This is a genomic window from Streptomyces xinghaiensis S187 (genome assembly GCF_000220705.2).
In the GTDB taxonomy this organism is placed as follows: Bacteria; Actinomycetota; Actinomycetes; order Streptomycetales; family Streptomycetaceae; genus Streptomyces; species Streptomyces xinghaiensis.
On sequence record NZ_CP023202.1, the window covers coordinates 3,974,930 to 3,991,082 of the forward strand.

Annotated in this window: 14 protein-coding genes; 7 read left to right on the forward strand and 7 right to left on the reverse strand. The window is 73.9% G+C overall.

Translation table 11 applies throughout. The features are described from left to right. The first annotated feature begins 144 nt into the window (after positions 1-144). Both SXIN_RS17145 and SXIN_RS17150 read left to right on the forward strand, forming a co-directional pair. Entirely contained in the window at positions 145-1,095 is a 951-nt protein-coding gene (locus SXIN_RS17145; RefSeq protein ID WP_095757186.1) for a triphosphoribosyl-dephospho-CoA synthase, read from the forward strand. Between the two features lie 531 nt (positions 1,096-1,626). Further along, the gene (locus SXIN_RS17150; RefSeq protein WP_019711269.1) at positions 1,627-2,448 is read left to right on the forward strand and encodes an intradiol ring-cleavage dioxygenase; all 822 of its coding nucleotides are present in this window, start codon (positions 1,627-1,629) and stop codon (positions 2,446-2,448) included. 55 nt (positions 2,449-2,503) lie between these two features. Here the strand turns inward: SXIN_RS17150 and SXIN_RS17155 are convergent, their stop codons facing one another. From SXIN_RS17155 to SXIN_RS17170, 4 genes are all read right to left on the reverse strand, one after another. Next, positions 2,504-3,001 (reverse strand): hypothetical protein, encoded by a 498-nt coding sequence (locus tag SXIN_RS17155; protein WP_019711268.1) that lies wholly within the window; start codon positions 2,999-3,001, stop codon positions 2,504-2,506. A 253-nt stretch (positions 3,002-3,254) separates the two neighbouring features. Continuing rightward, positions 3,255-3,902, reverse strand: a complete 648-nt coding sequence (locus SXIN_RS17160) for an MBL fold metallo-hydrolase (protein ID WP_019711267.1) — start codon at positions 3,900-3,902, stop codon at positions 3,255-3,257. Next, positions 3,902-4,987, reverse strand: a complete 1,086-nt coding sequence (locus SXIN_RS17165; RefSeq protein WP_039823770.1) for an S-(hydroxymethyl)mycothiol dehydrogenase — start codon at positions 4,985-4,987, stop codon at positions 3,902-3,904. The genes SXIN_RS17160 and SXIN_RS17165 overlap by 1 nt, the downstream gene beginning before the upstream one ends. 248 nt (positions 4,988-5,235) lie before the next feature. Continuing rightward, positions 5,236-5,811, reverse strand: a complete 576-nt coding sequence (locus SXIN_RS17170; RefSeq protein ID WP_019711265.1) for a TerD family protein — start codon at positions 5,809-5,811, stop codon at positions 5,236-5,238. A gap of 198 nt (positions 5,812-6,009) precedes the next feature. On the opposite strand from SXIN_RS17170, the gene arfB reads away from it, so the two are divergent. Together arfB and SXIN_RS17180 are read left to right on the forward strand one after the other, a co-directional pair. After that, entirely contained in the window at positions 6,010-6,447 is a 438-nt protein-coding gene (gene arfB / locus SXIN_RS17175) for an alternative ribosome rescue aminoacyl-tRNA hydrolase ArfB (RefSeq protein ID WP_095758076.1), read from the forward strand. Between the two features lie 412 nt (positions 6,448-6,859). Further along, a complete protein-coding gene (locus tag SXIN_RS17180) occupies positions 6,860-7,207 on the forward strand; it encodes a hypothetical protein (RefSeq protein WP_019711263.1) in 348 nt (115 codons plus the stop codon). Between the two features lie 254 nt (positions 7,208-7,461). Here the strand turns inward: SXIN_RS17180 and SXIN_RS17185 are convergent, their stop codons facing one another. Then, positions 7,462-8,013: a flavin reductase family protein gene (locus SXIN_RS17185; protein WP_238153786.1), complete on the reverse strand. Its 552-nt coding sequence runs from the start codon at positions 8,011-8,013 to the stop codon at positions 7,462-7,464. Positions 8,014-8,308: 295 nt separating this feature from the next. On the opposite strand from SXIN_RS17185, the gene cdgB reads away from it, so the two are divergent. Further along, positions 8,309-9,979, forward strand: coding sequence for a diguanylate cyclase CdgB (gene cdgB / locus SXIN_RS17190; protein WP_019711261.1), 1,671 nt, complete (start codon positions 8,309-8,311; stop codon positions 9,977-9,979). Positions 9,980-10,332: 353 nt separating this feature from the next. After that, the gene (locus SXIN_RS17195) at positions 10,333-11,352 is read left to right on the forward strand and encodes a carbohydrate-binding protein (protein WP_095757188.1); all 1,020 of its coding nucleotides are present in this window, start codon (positions 10,333-10,335) and stop codon (positions 11,350-11,352) included. Positions 11,353-11,491: 139 nt separating this feature from the next. Here the strand turns inward: SXIN_RS17195 and SXIN_RS17200 are convergent, their stop codons facing one another. Together SXIN_RS17200 and nagA are read right to left on the reverse strand one after the other, a co-directional pair. Then, a complete protein-coding gene (locus SXIN_RS17200) occupies positions 11,492-12,526 on the reverse strand; it encodes a 1-phosphofructokinase family hexose kinase (RefSeq protein WP_095757189.1) in 1,035 nt (344 codons plus the stop codon). 181 nt (positions 12,527-12,707) lie between these two features. After that, positions 12,708-13,952, reverse strand: a complete 1,245-nt coding sequence (gene nagA / locus SXIN_RS17205; RefSeq protein WP_095757190.1) for an N-acetylglucosamine-6-phosphate deacetylase — start codon at positions 13,950-13,952, stop codon at positions 12,708-12,710. Between the two features lie 847 nt (positions 13,953-14,799). Here nagA and SXIN_RS17210 point away from each other — a divergent pair. Continuing rightward, positions 14,800-16,017, forward strand: a complete 1,218-nt coding sequence (locus SXIN_RS17210; protein ID WP_019711260.1) for an extracellular solute-binding protein — start codon at positions 14,800-14,802, stop codon at positions 16,015-16,017. Positions 16,018-16,153: the final 136 nt, after the last annotated feature.

Sequence of the window (16,153 nt, forward strand, 5' to 3'; positions counted from 1 at the left end):
GCCCGCCGGCCTCCAAGATCACGTCAACGGCGGACATCCGCCGGGCCGGGCGGATGGGCGGCCGAGCGGCCGGACGTTCGCGGTGGACGGCCAGGACGACGGCCAGGACGGCCAGGACGACGGCCAGGACGGGCGGGAGGGGCGATGACACTGCCGGTGACCGGTGGGGTGGACGGAGCCGGCGGGCGGCGCGCCCGCTTCTCCGACGCCCGGGACACACGGCTCGCGGAGACGGCGGTCCGGGCGGTCGTGGCGGTAGTGGAACTTGCCCCGAAACCCGGACTCACCGACCCCCGGGACCCGGACCCGCGGCACCCCGGTACCCGCCCCGCCGCCCCGGATCCGGGCACGCTCCGCTGGGCCGCCCGGGCCCTCGCTCCCGGGCTCGCGGCCATGGCCGCCGCCGCGCGCCGCACCGGTGAACCCACCCCGGAACTCCGCGCCGAACTGGGTGCCATCGGCCGCTCCACGGAGTGGACCGTGCGGCGCGCCGCCTGCGGCACCAGGGTGCACCACGGGGCGATCTGGGTGCTGGGCCTGCTGGTGGCGGCGTCGGTGCTGGAGCCGGGGGCCGCGGCCGGCGAGCTCGGCGCCGTGGCCGGACGCCTCGCGGCTCACCGCGACCGGGGAGCGCCCCTCCGCCCCTCCCCGGGTTCGGCGGTCTCGGTGCGCTACGGGGCGGCGGGCGCGCGTGGGGAGGCCCGGGCGGGCCTGCCGCATGTGCGCCGGGCGCTCGACGCCCTCCGCATCGCCCGGGACACCGGCGCGGACGAGTCCTGCGCCCGGCTCGACGCCCTGCTCACCGTCATGACCACCCTGCAGGACACCCGCGTGCTGTACGAGGCGGGCCCGCACGGCCTCCGCCGGGTCCAGTCCGGTGCCCGCGCCGTCCTGGACGCGGGCGGGACGGCGACGCCGACGGGACGGGCGGCGCTGGCCGCCTTCGACGCCGACCTCCGCGCCCATGCGCTGAGCCCCGCGGGAGGCGTGCCGCTGCTGGCCGGCGCGCTCTACGCCGAGCGGGCGGGCACCGCCGCGCCCGGCACCGCAGCCGCGGGCGGGGGATCTGCGGCCCGGGTCCGGGGCCGCCGGTGATGCGTGTGATGCCGGTGACGTCAGTGAACACCGTCGCCCCGCTCGGCGCCGCCTGCGTCGTCCCGGACGGTTGGTGGGCGCCGCTGCTCCGAGCGCACCGCCACCGCGTCGTGCGCCGGCTTCCGCGCCCGCCCGGCACCCCGCCTTGCGCCGCCCCGGGCGCCCCGCACCGGTCCCTCGCGCGCCCGCCGCGCCGTCCCGGCCGCCGGTGACCGCTGGGGTACCGGGCGCCGCCCTTCGCGTCGGCCCGTCGGCCGTCAGCCGTCCGCGCCGGTGCCCCGCCTTCGGCGTGACCCGGCCGCCCGTGAGGTGAAGGCCGCCACCCTGAACCGCCGGGGCGGACGGTCATCCCGCCCCGTACCTCGCCTCCGGACGGCCGGCCGGAGCTGGTGCCGGAGCAAAGAGCAGGCGCCGGTGCCGGTGCCGGTGCCGTGGTGCGGAGCCCGCGAAGGCAGGCGTCCACCAGTGCCGTTGTGCGCAAGCCGGGGGGACGATGCAGGCCGCTCAGCGGTGTGCTCTACTTTCGTGCCCATGACAGACAACCCTCAACTCCCGTTCCCCCGGCGGGCGAACACGGGCAAACACCGGCGCAAGAGCCCGGTCAGCCGCCGCCGGGTCATCATCGGCGGTTCCGCCGCCGCGGCCGCCACGGGTCTCGGCCTGGCCGGTATGGCCTCGGCGGGCGGGTCCTCCGGGGGCGCCGGCGCGGCAGGCTCCGCCGGCGATGCCTCCGGGCTGGGCGTCTGCTCGCTCACCGCCGAGGTCACCGAGGGCCCCTACGCGCTGCCCGGCGCGCTGATCCGCAACGAGATCAGCGAGGACCGGCCGGGTTTCCCGGTGCACTATCTGCTCACCGTCGTCGACCAGTCGGCCGGCTGCGCCCCGCTCCCGGACGCGCTGGTCGAGCTCTGGCACGCCGACCACCTCGGGGAGTACTCCGGCTTCGTCGGCCGCAACGGCCACCCCGGAGAGGACAACGGCACCTTCTGCCGCGGCGGGGCGGTGACCGACGAGAACGGCCAGGTCGAGCTGGTCTCCATCTGGCCCGGCCACTACACCGCCCGCGCCGTCCACGCCCACCTGCGGGTGCACACGGACAGCACGCCCGCCGGCGGCTCGTACACCGGTGGCCAGATCGTCCACACCGGCCAGCTCTACTTCGACCCGGACACCAACGACCGCGTCCAGGCGGCCGGTCCGTACCGGGAGAACACCACCCCCGAGACGCATCTGTACGACGACGGCGTCTACGACGGCGGCGGCTCGGCCTCCGGCCTCCTCACGCTCACCCCGCTCGGCGGCTCGCCGGCCGAGGGCTACGCGGCGACGCTGACGATCGGCGTCAACGCGTAACGGCGGTCGGCGGCCGGTGGTGCCGGCACCGGCGGCGGGCCGGCCGGCGCCCTGCTCAGACGCGCGGGAAGCGGGCCAGGAGATCCCAGACGACGGGGTTGTCGGCGAGCCCTTCGTGCAGATCCGTGAGGTCCGCGACGACGTCCTGGAGGAAGTCCCGGGCCTCCCGGCGCAGCGCCGAGTGGCCGAAGGTCAGCGGCGGTTCGCCGGCCGGCTGCCAGTCGGCGCCGATGTCGACCCAGCCGAACCGCCGCTCGAAGAGCAGCCGGTCCGCGGACTCGGTGAAGTCCAGCTCGGCCTGTTGCCGGCGGTACGAACGGCTGCCGCGCGGATCGCGGTCGAGCTGCTCGACGATGTCGCAGAGTGCCCAGGCGAAGTCCAGCACGGGCACCCATCCCCAGGCTGTGGACAGCTCCCGGTCCGCCTTGGTGTCGGCGATGTAGACGTCGCCGCAGAACAGATCGTGCCGCAGGGTCCGCACATCGGCGGTGCGGTAGTCCGTCTGCGGGGGATCCGGGAAGCGGCGGGAGAGGGAGTAGCCGAGGTCGATCACATGGTCGATGGTCCCACGGCGGAGACCCGTCCCGGCCCGGCCGAGCCCCCGGCCGGAACGGACCCGGACGGACCCGGACGGACGCGCGGCCGGAACGGACCGGACGCGCGCCACTGCCCGCAGTGCGGATCGCCGACGGCGCGCGAAGCCCTCCCACGCCCCTTCACGCGCCCCTGTGGCGTACCGCGGCCGTCGCGGCCGTACGGCACCGGCACCCGCGACCGGCCCCGCTCCGCCCCCGCCGCCGGACACCTCAGTGCCCGCGCGCAATCCACTCCTCCAGGTGCGGCGCCTCGTCCCCCACCGTGGTCGGGTCGCCGTGCCCGGTGCGGACCACCGTCTCCGGAGGCAGGGTCAGCAGCCGGTCCCGGATCGAGCCGATGATCGTCGGGAACGAGGAGTACGAGCGCCCGGTGGCGCCCGGCCCGCCCCGGAAGAGCGTGTCGCCGGAGAAGACGGTGCCCAGCCCTGGCGCGTACAGGCAGACCGCCCCGGGGCTGTGCCCGGGAGTGTGCAGCACGTGCAGCTCCGTGCCGGCGACGGTCAGGGTGTCCCCGTCGGCGAGGGGGCCGTCGGGCCGGCGGTCCGGGTGCCGCATCTCCCACAGCACCCGGTCGTCGGGGTGCAGCAGGACCGGGGCGCCGGTGCGATCGGCCACCTCGGGCGCCGCGTCGATGTGGTCGTCGTGGCCGTGCGTGCAGACCACCCCGAGCAGGCGGCGGCCGCCGACCGCGGCGAGGACGGCCTCCGCGTCGTGCGCCGCGTCGATGACGTACACCTCGCGCTCGTCGCCGATCAGCCAGACGTTGTTGTCCACCTCCCAGGTGGAGCCGTCCAGCGAGAAGGTGCCGGAGGTGACGAGATGATCGATCCGCGCCCCGCCGGGGGAAGAAGCGGTCATCAGAGCACCACCACCGAGCGCAGCACGTCACCGCGGTGCATCTTGTCGAACGCGGCTTCGACATCGTCCAGTCCGATGGTCTCGCTGACGAACGCGTCCAGGTCGAGCCTCCCCTGCCGGTAGAGGTCGATGAGCACGGGGAAGTCCCGCTCCGGCAGGCAGTCCCCGTACCAGGACGACTTGAGGGACCCGCCGCGCCCGAAGACGTCGAGCAGCGGCAGTTGCAGCACCATCTCCGGTGTGGGCACACCCACCAGGACGACGGTCCCGGCCAGATCGCGGGCGTAGAAGGCCTGGTGGTACGTCTCCGGGCGGCCCACCGCGTCGATGACGACGTCCGCGCCGAAGCCGCCGGTCAGCTCCTGGATGCTCTTGACGACATCGGCCGTGCCGGCGTGCACGGTGTGGGTGGCGCCGAGGCCCGTCGCCCACGTCAGCTTCCGCTCGTCCAGGTCCACCGCGATGATCCGCGAGGCACCGGCCAGCCGGGCGCCCGCGACGGCTGCGCTGCCGACCCCGCCGCAGCCGATGACGGCGACCGTGTCGCCCCGCTCCACCTGCCCGGTGTTGAGGGCGGCGCCGAGACCCGCCATCACGCCGCAGCCGAGCAGCCCGGCGGCGGCGGGGGAGGCCGAGGGATCGACCTTGGTGCACTGGCCGGCCGCGACGAGGGTCTTGTCGGCGAACGAGCCGATGCCCAGCGCGGCCGTGAGCACGGTGCCGTCGGCGAGCGTCATCGGCTGCGTGGCGGTGTGGGTGTTGAAGCAGTACCAGGGGCGGCCGCGCTTGCAGGACCGGCAGGTACCGCACACCGCGCGCCAGTTGAGGATCACGAAGTCGCCCGGGGCCACGTCGGTGACGCCCTCGCCCACCGTTTCCACGGTCCCGGCCGCCTCGTGTCCGAGGAGGAACGGGAACTCGTCGTTGATTCCGCCGTCGCGGTAGTGGAGATCGGTGTGGCAGACCCCGCAGGCCTGCACCCGCACCACCGCCTCGCCGGGCCCGGGGTCCGGCACCAGGATCGTCTCGACCCCGACGGGTTCCCCCTTGGCACGGGCCACGACACCGCGCACTTCCTGAGCCATGTAACCGCCTCTCTCTCACCGTTCGGCCGCCCCGCGCTTCACTCGTACCCGGCGGGAGGGGCGTCCAACGGCCCGGCGGACGGTGTCCGGCCGGTCGGCCGTACGGGGGTGGGCCAGCGGGGCACGCGCAGCGGCCCCCGGTGCCGGTCTTGGATTCCGGGGGCCGCTGCCGTTCTCCCGCGTCCGTGCCGTTCGGCGGGCCCGCCACCGGGGCCGGCCGAGGCGCGGTCAGAGGCGGAGGCCGCGGGTCAGACGTTGACCCCGAAGTCCTGCGCGATGCCGGTGAGACCGGAGGCGTAGCCCTGGCCGACGGCGCGGAACTTCCACTCGGCGCCGTTGCGGTACAGCTCGCCGAAGACCATGGCGGTCTCGGTCGCGGCGTCCTCGCTCAGGTCGTAGCGGGCGATCTCGGAGCCGCCGGCCTGGTTGAGCACGCGGATGTAGGCGTTGCGCACCTGGCCGAAGTTCTGGCTGCGGGCCTCGGCGTCGTAGACCGACACCGGGAACACGATCTTCTCGACCTCGGCCGGGAGCCCGGCGAGGTTGACGTTGATCTGCTCGTCGTCGCCCTCGCCCGCGCCGGTGCGGTTGTCACCGGTGTGGACGATGGTCTGGTCCGGCGTGGCCTTGTTGTTGAAGAACACGAAGTGGCCGTCGGAGACGACCCGGCCCGCCGCGTTGACCGCGATGGCGCTCGCGTCGAGGTCGAAGTCGGTGCCGGTCGTGGTGCGGACGTCCCAGCCGAGGCCGACCGTGACGGCGGTCAGGCCCGGTGCCTCCTTGGTGAGCGATACGTTGCCGCCCTTGGACAGGCTTACAGCCATGGGATGTCCCTTTCATCGAAGTGTGTCGGGCTTCGCCCGGAGGTGAAGCCACCGTCATCCTCCACAACGCGGGGACGCCCCCGCCGGGTTCCGGCCGCTTCCGCTTCGTTACGGTTCCGCGCCCCGGCCGGCGGAGTGGGGAGCGCCGGTGGGCCGGGGCGCGAAATGGAGGTGACGGCCGCCGCCGGGCGGGGGATCATGGCACATGTGTCCGGTCCCCATGTCATCCGCGGTTCGGTCTCCCTCCCGGAGGCCGAGCTCAAGTGGCGTTTCTCCCGCTCCTCGGGACCGGGCGGCCAGCATGTGAACACCAGCGACAGCCAGGTGGAGCTCCGCTTCGACCTGGCGGCGACGGAAGCGCTGCCGCCGGTGTGGAAGGAGCGGGCCCTGGAGCGTCTCGCCGACCGGCTGACGGACGGCGTGCTCACCGTACGGGCCTCCGAGCACCGCTCGCAGTGGCGCAACCGGGAGACCGCGGCCGTCCGGATGGCCTCCCTCCTCGCCGAGGCCACCGCGCCCCCGCCCCGCCCGCGCCGGAAGACGAAGATCCCGCGCGGCGTCAACGAACGACGGCTGCGGGCCAAGAAGCAGCGCGGCGACACGAAACGCGGCCGCAGCGGCCACGGTTGGGACTGACCTCACCCCTGACCCCACCGGACCGCCGGCCTCCGCCGGCCCCGGCGGCCTCTCCGGCCGGACCGGTCGTTCCCGCCCCGGCGCCGTGGGGGCCCACGCTCGCACGGCGCCGCCGTACCCGCACTCCGGGAATTGCCGTATTCCGCCGACCGGCTGATGGAATCAGTGGACCGGCGGACTTGCGTCCCGCCCTGAATTCCACGTCGGGAGCGGGTTGTTGGGGACTCGAATACCCTCGGCGGATAAGGGCGAAGTAGGTGGGAGAGCCGCCTCCGGGCAGATGTTCGGCCATCCGTATGAAGTCCTCGATCGATGTGGAATTTCCCTGTGTCGGTTAAGCGGAAGAGCTGCTGAGGCAGTGATAGAACTCGATCGGCCCTTCCAACGGGGAAGGCGGAAAGTGGAGAACAATATGCGTACAACAGCCAAGCTGTCGTTCCTGTCGCTTGCCGCGGCTGCCATGATCGCGGGCTCCGCGACGTCTGCCGCCGCCAACGACGGCTACAACGGTGGTTACAAGATCAAGGACGTGGTGGCCCTCGCGCAGAACTGCGGCAACTCCGCGCAGCTGGCGCCGTTCCCGCCCGGGGACTTCGAGCAGACGGCCGGCCAGAACCAGACCATCTGCCAGATCGGCGAGGAGAACATCGCCGTCAACTACGCCCCGGAGACCGAGACCGAGACCTTCACCACCGGTGCCGGTGACGAGGTTCTGCTCGCGCTGATCGGGCTCCTCACCCCGGTGGCACCCGCGGTCTGACAGAAAAGCAGCTCGCACCAACGTCATTCCGGCGTGAAGGCCAGTATGCGGCCTTCACGCCGGAATGCGTTTGGGTATTTCGGGGAGGGCCGGGCGAGTTCGATCAGAACAGCCCGCCGTATGAACGGGTGAATTCCGCTGCGTCACCCGTTTGCGGCGTCCGCCCGCGGCCCGGAAACAATCGTGCGGCCACCCGTCCTCGCGCTGCCGGAATACACGCCCGAAGGCGGCCATCGGCCGGCGGCCCGCTCCGCTCAGCCCAGCCGCCGGTAGCGTCCCCGGAAATACGTCAGCGGCCCGGCGCCGTCGGGCCCCAGCCGGGTGCCGATCACCCGGCCGATCACCAGGGTGTGGTCCCCGGCCCGGACGCGCTGCTCCGTACGGCACTCCACGGCGGCCAGGGCGCCGTCGACGAGCAGCGCCCCGGATGCCTCGCCGCGGGTGTGCGGAGCATCCCGGAAGAGGAGTTTGTCGCTGATGCGGCCTTTCATCGCGAATCGCCCGGCTGTCTGCCGCTGGCTCTCGGCGAGCACGGAGGCGGCCCAGAGGGGCTGCCGTTCCAGCAGCTCCTCCATCCGGGAGTCGTTGCGAACGCTCACCATCGCGAGCGGTGGGTCAAGTGACACCGACATAAAGGCCGTCGCTGTCATGCCCACGTCCTCCCCATGCGGGCCCTCCTCCGGGTCGCGGGCCGTCACCAGCACCACGCCGGCCGTCAGGCGGGCCATGGCCGCACGGAACTCGTCGTCACTCACCCCTTCAGAATGAGGGATGATCGCTGCGGGGGATGAAGGAGTCTGCTGCACGTGCGCACGCTATCCGGACGCCCGAGGCGCTCACATCGGGCGCGGGGACCGTCCGGGACCTAGGTCGCCCGGCGGATGCCCGCCCGGGCGATTTGCGTTCAGGAAGGAATCGGCAGGGCAGACGGCCCGTCACCGGCGCAAGCGTCAATACACCGAAAGATCATGTGACATGAGTCACAGCAGCCGGGAATTGTTGACCCTGTGTACCGGGTGGGCAGCTCGCTGTGATTCAGTGGCCGTGGAATCAGACGACAAGATCCTGGAGTTGCTGTCGAGGTCTCGGGGAGTGCAATCGATGGAGGCCGAGTCGGAACCGTACGTCCGTCTTGCGACCCTGCGGCAGCTCCACCGTGTCGTCGCGGACCTGAACACCGCCCGCAGCCTGGCCGACACCCTGCAGGCCGTCGCCGACGGAGTCATCACCGGCCTCGGCTACGAGCTCGCCGCCGTCAACCTCGTCCAGCCCGACGGTGACCTCGTCGTCGCCGCCGTGTCGGGCAGCGCCGGCGCCGAGGCGCTGCTCGCCGGCCGCGTCGGCTCGCGCACCGCCTGGGAGCGCCGCCTCTCCATGGGCACCCGCTGGGGCGAGCTGCGCTTCATACCGCACACCGAGGGCTGGATCCTCGACGACGACGACGTACCGCAGTGGCACAGCGGCGGCCCCCAGCCGCGCTTCGCCGACGAGTGGCACCCCGGCGACCGGCTGCTCGCCCCGATGTACTCCTCCAGCGACGACCTGCTCGGCGTCATCGCCGTCGACCGGCCCCGCAACGGCCGCCGGCCCGGCCCCTGGGGCCGCGAGGCCCTGCAGATGTACGCCTTCCAGGCCGCCATCGCCATCAGCAACGCCCGGCTGCGCGCCAACATGCAGCGCGCCCTCGTCCGGCTGGAACGCGAGCAGCAGGCCCTGCGCGCCAGCGAGGAGAGCTTCCGCCAGGCGTTCGAGTACGCGCCCAGCGGCATGGCCATCGCCGAGATGGGCGGCGACCAGCACGGCCGTCTGCTCCGCGCCAACGACGCCCTCTGCCGGCTGCTGGGCCGCCCCGCCTCCGCGATGCGCCGCTATTCCTTCTCCGACCTCGTCCACCCCGACGACATCGGGCTGCTGCTCCGCACCTCCGCCGAGGGCGGCCGGGCCGAGCTGCGGCTGGCCCGGCGCGACGGCAGCTATGTCTGGGTCTCGCTGCGCAACTCCGTCGTCGCCGACGCGGCCGACGGGCCGCGCTTCCTGCTCACCCACGTCGAGGACATCGAGGAGCGCAAGCGGCACGAACTGCAGCTCGCCCACCGCGCCAGCCACGACGCCCTCACCGGCCTCCCCAACAGCGCCGAGCTGCGCACCCGGCTCTCCGCCCGGCTCTGCGACCGCCCGCCCTCCCGGGACGGCGAGACCTACGCGCTGGACGGGGCGGCCGGCAGCGCCTACGGGCCGGCCGCGGGCGTCGAGACCGACGAGAACGGCTTCCGGACCGACGGCTTCGACGCCCCCTTCGGCCCGCCGGGCAGCGCCTTCGACGGCCACGTCCACACCGTCGCCCCGGCCGAGGAGCAGCCGGACGACGGCACCAAGGGGCTCGCGGTGCTCTTCTGCGACCTCGACGGCTTCAAATCGATCAACGACCGGTTCGGGCACCACACCGGTGACGCGGTCCTCATCGAGGTCGCCCGGCGGCTGACCAACGGCGTGCGGGACGGCGACACGGTCGCCCGCCTCGGCGGCGACGAGTTCGTCGTCCTCGCCGACGGCCTCGGCCGCGCGGACGCCCAGGACTTGGCCGTCCGCCTGCGCAACGCGATCATCCCGCCGATCCGGGTGGACGGGCGCGCGGTACGGGTGGGGGCGAGCTTCGGCATCGGCTGGGCCGGCTGCGGGATGTCCGCCGAGGAGGTCCTGCAATCGGCCGACCAGCGGATGTACGTGGAGAAGCGCTCCCGGGCGGGGCGCGCCCACCGCCGCGCGGGGTGACCCCGGGGCCGGTTCCGGGGGCGCGTGGCCGGTCCGGGCCCGTCCGCGGCCGGTACGGAACGGGCCGGTACGGGTGGTACTGGACACATCCGGACAGTGCCGCACGCCCGCGAGCGGGGCTTTTGCGGGACCGCCTCCGCGGCGCCCCGGCGAGCGGCGACGGACCGGGAACAGCGGCCGCGGTGAGCGGGTAGGCTCGATCGATCGGCCGCGGGCCGAGGTAACGCGATCGTGAACATTGACCATCCGGACAGCACAGGCCTTATCCGGGCCGCCCCGCCGCTGATAGGAGCTGTCCAGGCGCTGTGGACGCGGCGCCGGTGGTCCGGAAACCAGTTGGGGAGTGACAGGGGATGACGGCCGGCAACAACGGCGCGGGCACGCCCGAGAACGACGACCCGTTCGCCTACCTCTACCGCTCGGAGGGCGGCGACGGGGGCGCGAACGGCGCGGCGGACGGCGGAACCGCTCAGTACGGCCGGCCCGCGGCGCAGCCCGGGGTCCCCCGCACCTCGTACAACCAGGTGCACCGGGTCGGGGAACGCCAGTACGGCGGCCAGCAGGCCGCTCAGCGGCCCGGCTACGGACCCGGCGCCGCACCGGCGGACCAGCCGACCGCCGCCTACGGGCAGAGCCCCCACACCTCCTACGCCGCCCCCGAGACCCTGCCCGGCGGCGCCCCGCCGCGCCGCGCCGCGCCCGCCGGCCACGGAAGCCGCGGTGTCCGCGGTGGCGGCGGCCGCGGGCCCAACAGCCAGGGGCTGCTGATCGGGGCGATCGCCGTGGTCGCCGTGGTGGTCATCGGCATCGTCATCGCCATGCTGACCAACGATGACGGTGACGAGGGCAAGCAGGAGGCCGGCAGCTCGGAGTCGCTCCCCGCCGACGGCGGGCAGGACCAGCCGGCGGACGAGGGCAAGGACGAGGAGGGGAAGAAGACCAAGCCCTTCTCCTCCGAGAAGTTCGACGCGGTCGGGATGAAGACCGCCGGCGGTGCGACCGTCGCCAACGACGTGGAGGGCGCCCGGTCCAAGAGCGGGGCCTACATCGCGGGCATGAACCAGCCCGGCGCGACGGCCACCTGGCGGATCGACGTGCCCAAGGCGGGCAAGTACACCCTCTTCATCGGCTACGGCGTGCCCGGCAAGGACACCAAGGCCACGCTCCTCGTCAACGGCAAGGACCGTGAGCAGGAGCTGAAGAACTGGGCGAACGCCAAGGAAGGCGAGTGGGACAAGGGCTGGACCACCACCTACTCCTGGGTGAACCTCACCAAGGGCACCAACACCCTCGACCTCACCTGCGGCGAGGGCCAGGGCTGCGAGTTCAACCTCGACTGGGTGCAGCTCAAGGAGGGCCACATCAAGGACTGAGGCGCGCCCGCCCCGCGTGCTCCGCCCGCCCCGACCGCTGAGCGCGGGCCCGCCCCGGGGCTTGCCGTCCGCGGGACTTCTCCTCGCACCGGCCGCCCCGGGATCCGTTCCCCGGGGCGGCCGGTGTGCTTTCCGGGCGTCACAGGGGGTGTTCGGTGGTCTCGATGTCCGGCAGCAGGCGCGTGTACGCGGCGTGGTCGAACTCGCCGGGCCCCGGGGCGGTGGCGGCCGCCGCCGAGAGGGCGACCGCGCGGCTCAGCCGCTCCGGCCAGGGCAGCCCCTCGGCGAGGGCGGAGAGCAGCCCGGCCACGGCCGCCTCGCAGGCCCGGGTGGGGTCGCCGCCGGGCGGCCGGGGCGGGACCGCGCGCAGGCTGCCGTCCGCCGTGGCGACGAGCACGCCGTCCCCGCCCAGCGAGGCGGCCACGGCGCGGGCGCCCCGTCGCCGGGCCTCGTGCGCGGCGCGCACGGGTTCGGCGAAGCCGGTGAGCGCGGTCAGCTCCCCGGCGGTCGTCGCGACGAGGTCGGGGCGGGCGGCGATGCCCCGGCGCAGTGGTTCGCCGTGGGTGTCGAGCAGGACCGGGACGCCCGCGGCCTGCGCGGCCCGCACCAGGGTGGCGTAGCTGCCGACCGGGAGGCCCGGGGGCAGGCTGCCGCAGAGCGCGACGGCGTCCGCGCCCGGGAGGAGCCCGGTGAAGGCCGCGCGGAAGGAATCCCATTCGGCGCGGGTGACGAGCGGGCCGGCCTCCTTGAGGCGGGTGATCTCGCCGGTGGCGGTGTCGACGACGCCGATCGTGCGGCGGGTGGAGCCGGAGACCGGGGTGAGCGCCTCCTCGACCCGGCCGGCACCGGGGGCTCCGGGGGTGTCCGGGCGCCGGCCGCCCCCGTCCGCGCCCCCGCCGCCCTCCCCGTCCTTCTCTCCGTACCGCTCCGTTCCGTACCGCTCCGTTCCGTATTCCTCCGCGAGCAGCCGGCGCAGCACCTCGCCGGTGGGGCCGCCCGCGAAGCCCGTCACGACAGTGCGGTGGCCGAGTGCCGCCAGCAGCCGGGCCACGGTGACGCCCGTGCCGCCCGGGCGTTCGATGGTCTCGGTGACCCGGTGGGCGGTGCGCGGGGTGAAGCGGGGGACGCGGTAGGTGATGTCCAGGGCGGCGTTGAGCGTGACGGTGATGATCACCTGGTCCCCCTTCTCTCCTCTGGGTCGGGCGCGCTGGGATGACGGGCCCGGTCGGCCGAGTCGAGCCGGTCGCTCACTCGTGCGGGGGTGATCATGCCAAAACAGCGGCGGCCGGCCCAGTGTGCCGAACCGCTCGCCGCAGCCTGGACGACGGGTGCCGGAGAGTCAACGGCGCGGGAAATCAGCCCACTTCCGGCCCAACCACCCATTCACCGCGGCGCATGACGCCGGCGACCGCGAACTCGGCGTCGAGAATCACCAGATCGGCGTCCTTGCCCGCTTCGAGCGAGCCGACGCGGTCCGCCACGCCCAGCAGCCGGGCCGGATTCTCCGACAGGGCGCGGACGACGTGCCCGACGGGGAGGCCGCCGAGGGTGACGGCCCGCCGGAAGGCGGTGTCCAGGGTGAGCGTGGAGCCGGCGATGGCGCCGCCCTCGACCAGCCGTGCCACGCCGTCCCGCACCTCGACCTCCAGCCCGCCGAGCGGATAGCGGCCGTCGCCCTTGCCCGCCGCCGCCATGGCGTCGGTGATGAAGGCGACGCGGCCGGCGCCCGCGCGGCTGAAGGCGAGGCCGACCACGGCCGGGTGGAGGTGCACGCCGTCGTTGATCAGCTCGACGGTGACCCGTTCGTCCTCCAGGAGGGCGGCGACGGGGCCGGGGTGGCGGTGGTGCAGGCCCGGCATGGCGTTGAAGAGGTGGGTGGCCACGGTGGCGCCCGCGTCGACGGCCTCGGCGGTGGCCTCGTAGCCGGCGTCGGTGTGGCCGACGGCGGCGATCACGCCCAGGTCGGCGAGGAGCCGTACGGAGTCCAGGCCGCCGGGCAGTTCGGGCGCGAGGGTCATCATCCGGGCGGTGCCGCGGGCCGCGTCGATCAGCCGTTTGACGTCTCCCGGCTCGGGGTCGCGGAGCAGCCCCGGGTCGTGGGCGCCGCGGCGGCACGGGGCGATGAACGGGCCCTCGAAGTGAATCCCCGCCAGCTCGCCCTGCTCGACGAGCTCGGAGAGGACGGCCGCCTGCCGGGCGAGGTCGTCGAGGCGGTCGGTGACGGTGGACGCGGCCATGGTGGTGGTGCCGTGCCGCCGGTGGGTGGCGGCCACGGCCAGCGCCTCCTCGGCGGTGCCGGCGGAGAAGGAGGCCCCGCCGCCGCCGTGGACGTGCATGTCGACGAAGCCGGGGACGATCCAGTACCCGGTGAGGTCCAGGGTGGCGGCGTCGGCGGCGGTGCGGGCGGGACCGGTGGGGCCGGTGGGGCCGTCCGCTCCGCCCGCTCCGGCCGGGGTGCCGTCGGGGAGGAGCGCCGGGGGCGCGGGGTGCTCGGCGGCGGCGTCCGCGATGACGGTGCCCTCCACGACCAGCCGCCCGTTCTCGACGACGCCGGACGGCAGCACCACGCGGGCGCCGGTGAACACGTGTTGAGTCGCCATCAGGTGGCTACCTCCGCGGAGAGGGGGACGCGGGCCGGCGGGCCCGCGTCCGGGCGGCCCGCGGCGTTCCCCGGGGCCGCCGGGACGAGGTGGGGGAGCGGTCGCCGGCCGGCCCGGCCCCGGGTGCGGGCGGTGCCTCCGGCCCGGGGAGGAGCGGCTTCCGTCCCGGTGCCGGGCGGAGCGGGGGCGATGGCATGTCTCACGGAAACAGTCTCGCCCGGATGGCCCCGACAGGTCTAGTCCACTTACCCTCGTAGAGTAAAGCGTTCGTATAACGGACGGCGGTGTCCGGTCCGATGCCTTATGTGCGATTCCGTCCGTCGGCGCGGAGCCGGCGCGGCGGCCGCGGCCGCCCGAGGGGCCGGTCACGGCCCGCGGCACCGGATCGGCACGGCATGAAGACAGTGAGAAGAGACCGAGTAGACACCGGGAAGAGATCTGGCAGGACCGGCAGGACACCGGCAGGGTGCGGGGAAAGCCGCGGACGGTGCGAACGGTGCGGGCGGGACGGATGGTGCGGGAGAGGAACCGTCAGACCCCGGGCGGCGCGGGCGAAGCCCGCCGGGCCGCTGCCGGCCGGAACCGGGAGCGGAGCCGGGGGCGCGGCCGGAGCGGAAGGCCCGGCGCGGCGCCGGGCGGGGCCGGCCGGTAACCGGTCGGGAACCGGTCGGGGACCGGTCGGGAACCGGAAGCGGCCGGACGGCGGCCGGCGGGCAGCCGCACGGCGGCCGGACATCAACCGGGCGGGAACCGGACGAAAAACCATGAACAACAAGCAAGACAGAAGGCGGTATCGGTAGTGCGACGGCGGTACTCGGGACTCCTCGCGGCGGCTGTCGCGACGGCCATGACCCTCACGCTCTCCGGATGCGGAGGCTCCGGCGGCGAGGTCACCCTCCGCCTGGTCGCCGCCGACTACGGCGACAGCGAGGCCAACACCTCCCGGAGGTACTGGGACCAGCTCGCGGCGGACTACGAGTCCAGCCACCCCGGCGTCTCGATCGACATCAGCGTCTACAGCTGGGCGGAGGTCGACAAGAAGGTCGCCGACATGGTCAAACGCGGTGAGGAACCGGACATCGCGCAGATCGGTTCCTACGCCGACTACGCCGACCGGAACAAGCTCTACCGCGCCGACGAAGTCCTCTCCATCCCCACCCAGGCGGACTTCCTCCCCAAGCTCGCGGAGGCCGGCGAGTTCCGCCGGGTGCAATACGGACTGCCGTTCGCCGCCAGCACCAGGCTGTTCTTCTACAACAAGGCCCTCTTCGCCGAGGCCGGCATCGAGGAGCCGCCGCAGAGCTGGGCCGAACTCCAGGACGCCGCCGAGGCGTTGAAGGACGCCGGGGTAGAGACCCCGTACGCGCTGCCGCTCGGCCCGGAGGAGGCGCAGGCCGAGACCATGCTGTGGTCGCTCAGCGGGGGCGGCGGCTTCGTCGACAGCGTCGGCTCGTACACGCTGGACTCGCCCGAGAACATACGGGCGTTCGAGTGGCTCCGCGACGAACTCGTCGGCAAGGGCCTCACCGGTCCCGGGGACCCGGCCGCCCTCAACCGCCAGGACGCGTTCGACGCCTTCGCCCGCGGCGAGGTCGGCATGCTCAACGGCCACCCGACGCTGATGCGGCAGGCGGAGAAGGAGGGCGTCGAGTTCGGGACGGCGCCGCTCCCCGGCAGGACCGGCGCGGCCGAGGCGACGATGGGCGTCAACGACTGGCTCATGGCCTTCAAGAAGAACGGCAACCGGGAGCAGATCGGCGACTTCCTCGACTACGTCTACAGCGAGCCGAACGCGCTGGAGTTCGCCGACCGGTACGACATGCTGCCCGTCACCCGCTCCGCCTCGGAGGCGATGCGCGCCGACGAGAAGCACGAGCGGATGCGGGAATTCCTCGACCAGCTCCCGGAGGCCGTGCACTATCCGTCGAACAAGACGACGTGGGCGTACGTCAGCAAGACGGTGAAGCAGGAGATCGGTTCGGCGGTGGCGCGCGACGGCGATCCGAGCGGGGTGCTCTCGCGGATCCAGCGCGACGCCTTCGCCACGGAGAACGCCGCCCGCTGAGGGCTCCGCCCTCCGCGGCGGGGCCGCGGCGCGGGTCTTGCGGGCCGGCCCTTCCGGTTGAGCCCCTTCCGGTTCGGGTCCCCTCCGGTCCGGGACGGGTGCCCCGTGCCTCTCGCCCGGGTGGGCGGCGCGGGCC

Excerpts from the sequence above, each read along its gene's own strand:
- SXIN_RS17145 (WP_095757186.1), top strand. The coding sequence starts at position 145 with ATGACACTGCCGGTGACCGGTGGGGTGGACGGAGCCGGCGGGCGGCGC.
- SXIN_RS17150 (WP_019711269.1), top strand. The coding sequence starts at position 1,627 with ATGACAGACAACCCTCAACTCCCGTTCCCCCGGCGGGCGAACACGGGC.
- SXIN_RS17160 (WP_019711267.1), bottom strand. The coding sequence starts at position 3,902 with ATGACCGCTTCTTCCCCCGGCGGGGCGCGGATCGATCATCTCGTCACC.
- SXIN_RS17165 (WP_039823770.1), bottom strand. The coding sequence starts at position 4,987 with ATGGCTCAGGAAGTGCGCGGTGTCGTGGCCCGTGCCAAGGGGGAACCC.
- SXIN_RS17170 (WP_019711265.1), bottom strand. The coding sequence starts at position 5,811 with ATGGCTGTAAGCCTGTCCAAGGGCGGCAACGTATCGCTCACCAAGGAG.
- arfB (WP_095758076.1), top strand. The coding sequence starts at position 6,010 with ATGGCACATGTGTCCGGTCCCCATGTCATCCGCGGTTCGGTCTCCCTC.
- SXIN_RS17180 (WP_019711263.1), top strand. The coding sequence starts at position 6,860 with ATGCGTACAACAGCCAAGCTGTCGTTCCTGTCGCTTGCCGCGGCTGCC.
- cdgB (WP_019711261.1), top strand. The coding sequence starts at position 8,309 with ATGGAGGCCGAGTCGGAACCGTACGTCCGTCTTGCGACCCTGCGGCAG.
- SXIN_RS17195 (WP_095757188.1), top strand. The coding sequence starts at position 10,333 with ATGACGGCCGGCAACAACGGCGCGGGCACGCCCGAGAACGACGACCCG.
- nagA (WP_095757190.1), bottom strand. The coding sequence starts at position 13,952 with ATGGCGACTCAACACGTGTTCACCGGCGCCCGCGTGGTGCTGCCGTCC.
- SXIN_RS17210 (WP_019711260.1), top strand. The coding sequence starts at position 14,800 with ATGACCCTCACGCTCTCCGGATGCGGAGGCTCCGGCGGCGAGGTCACC.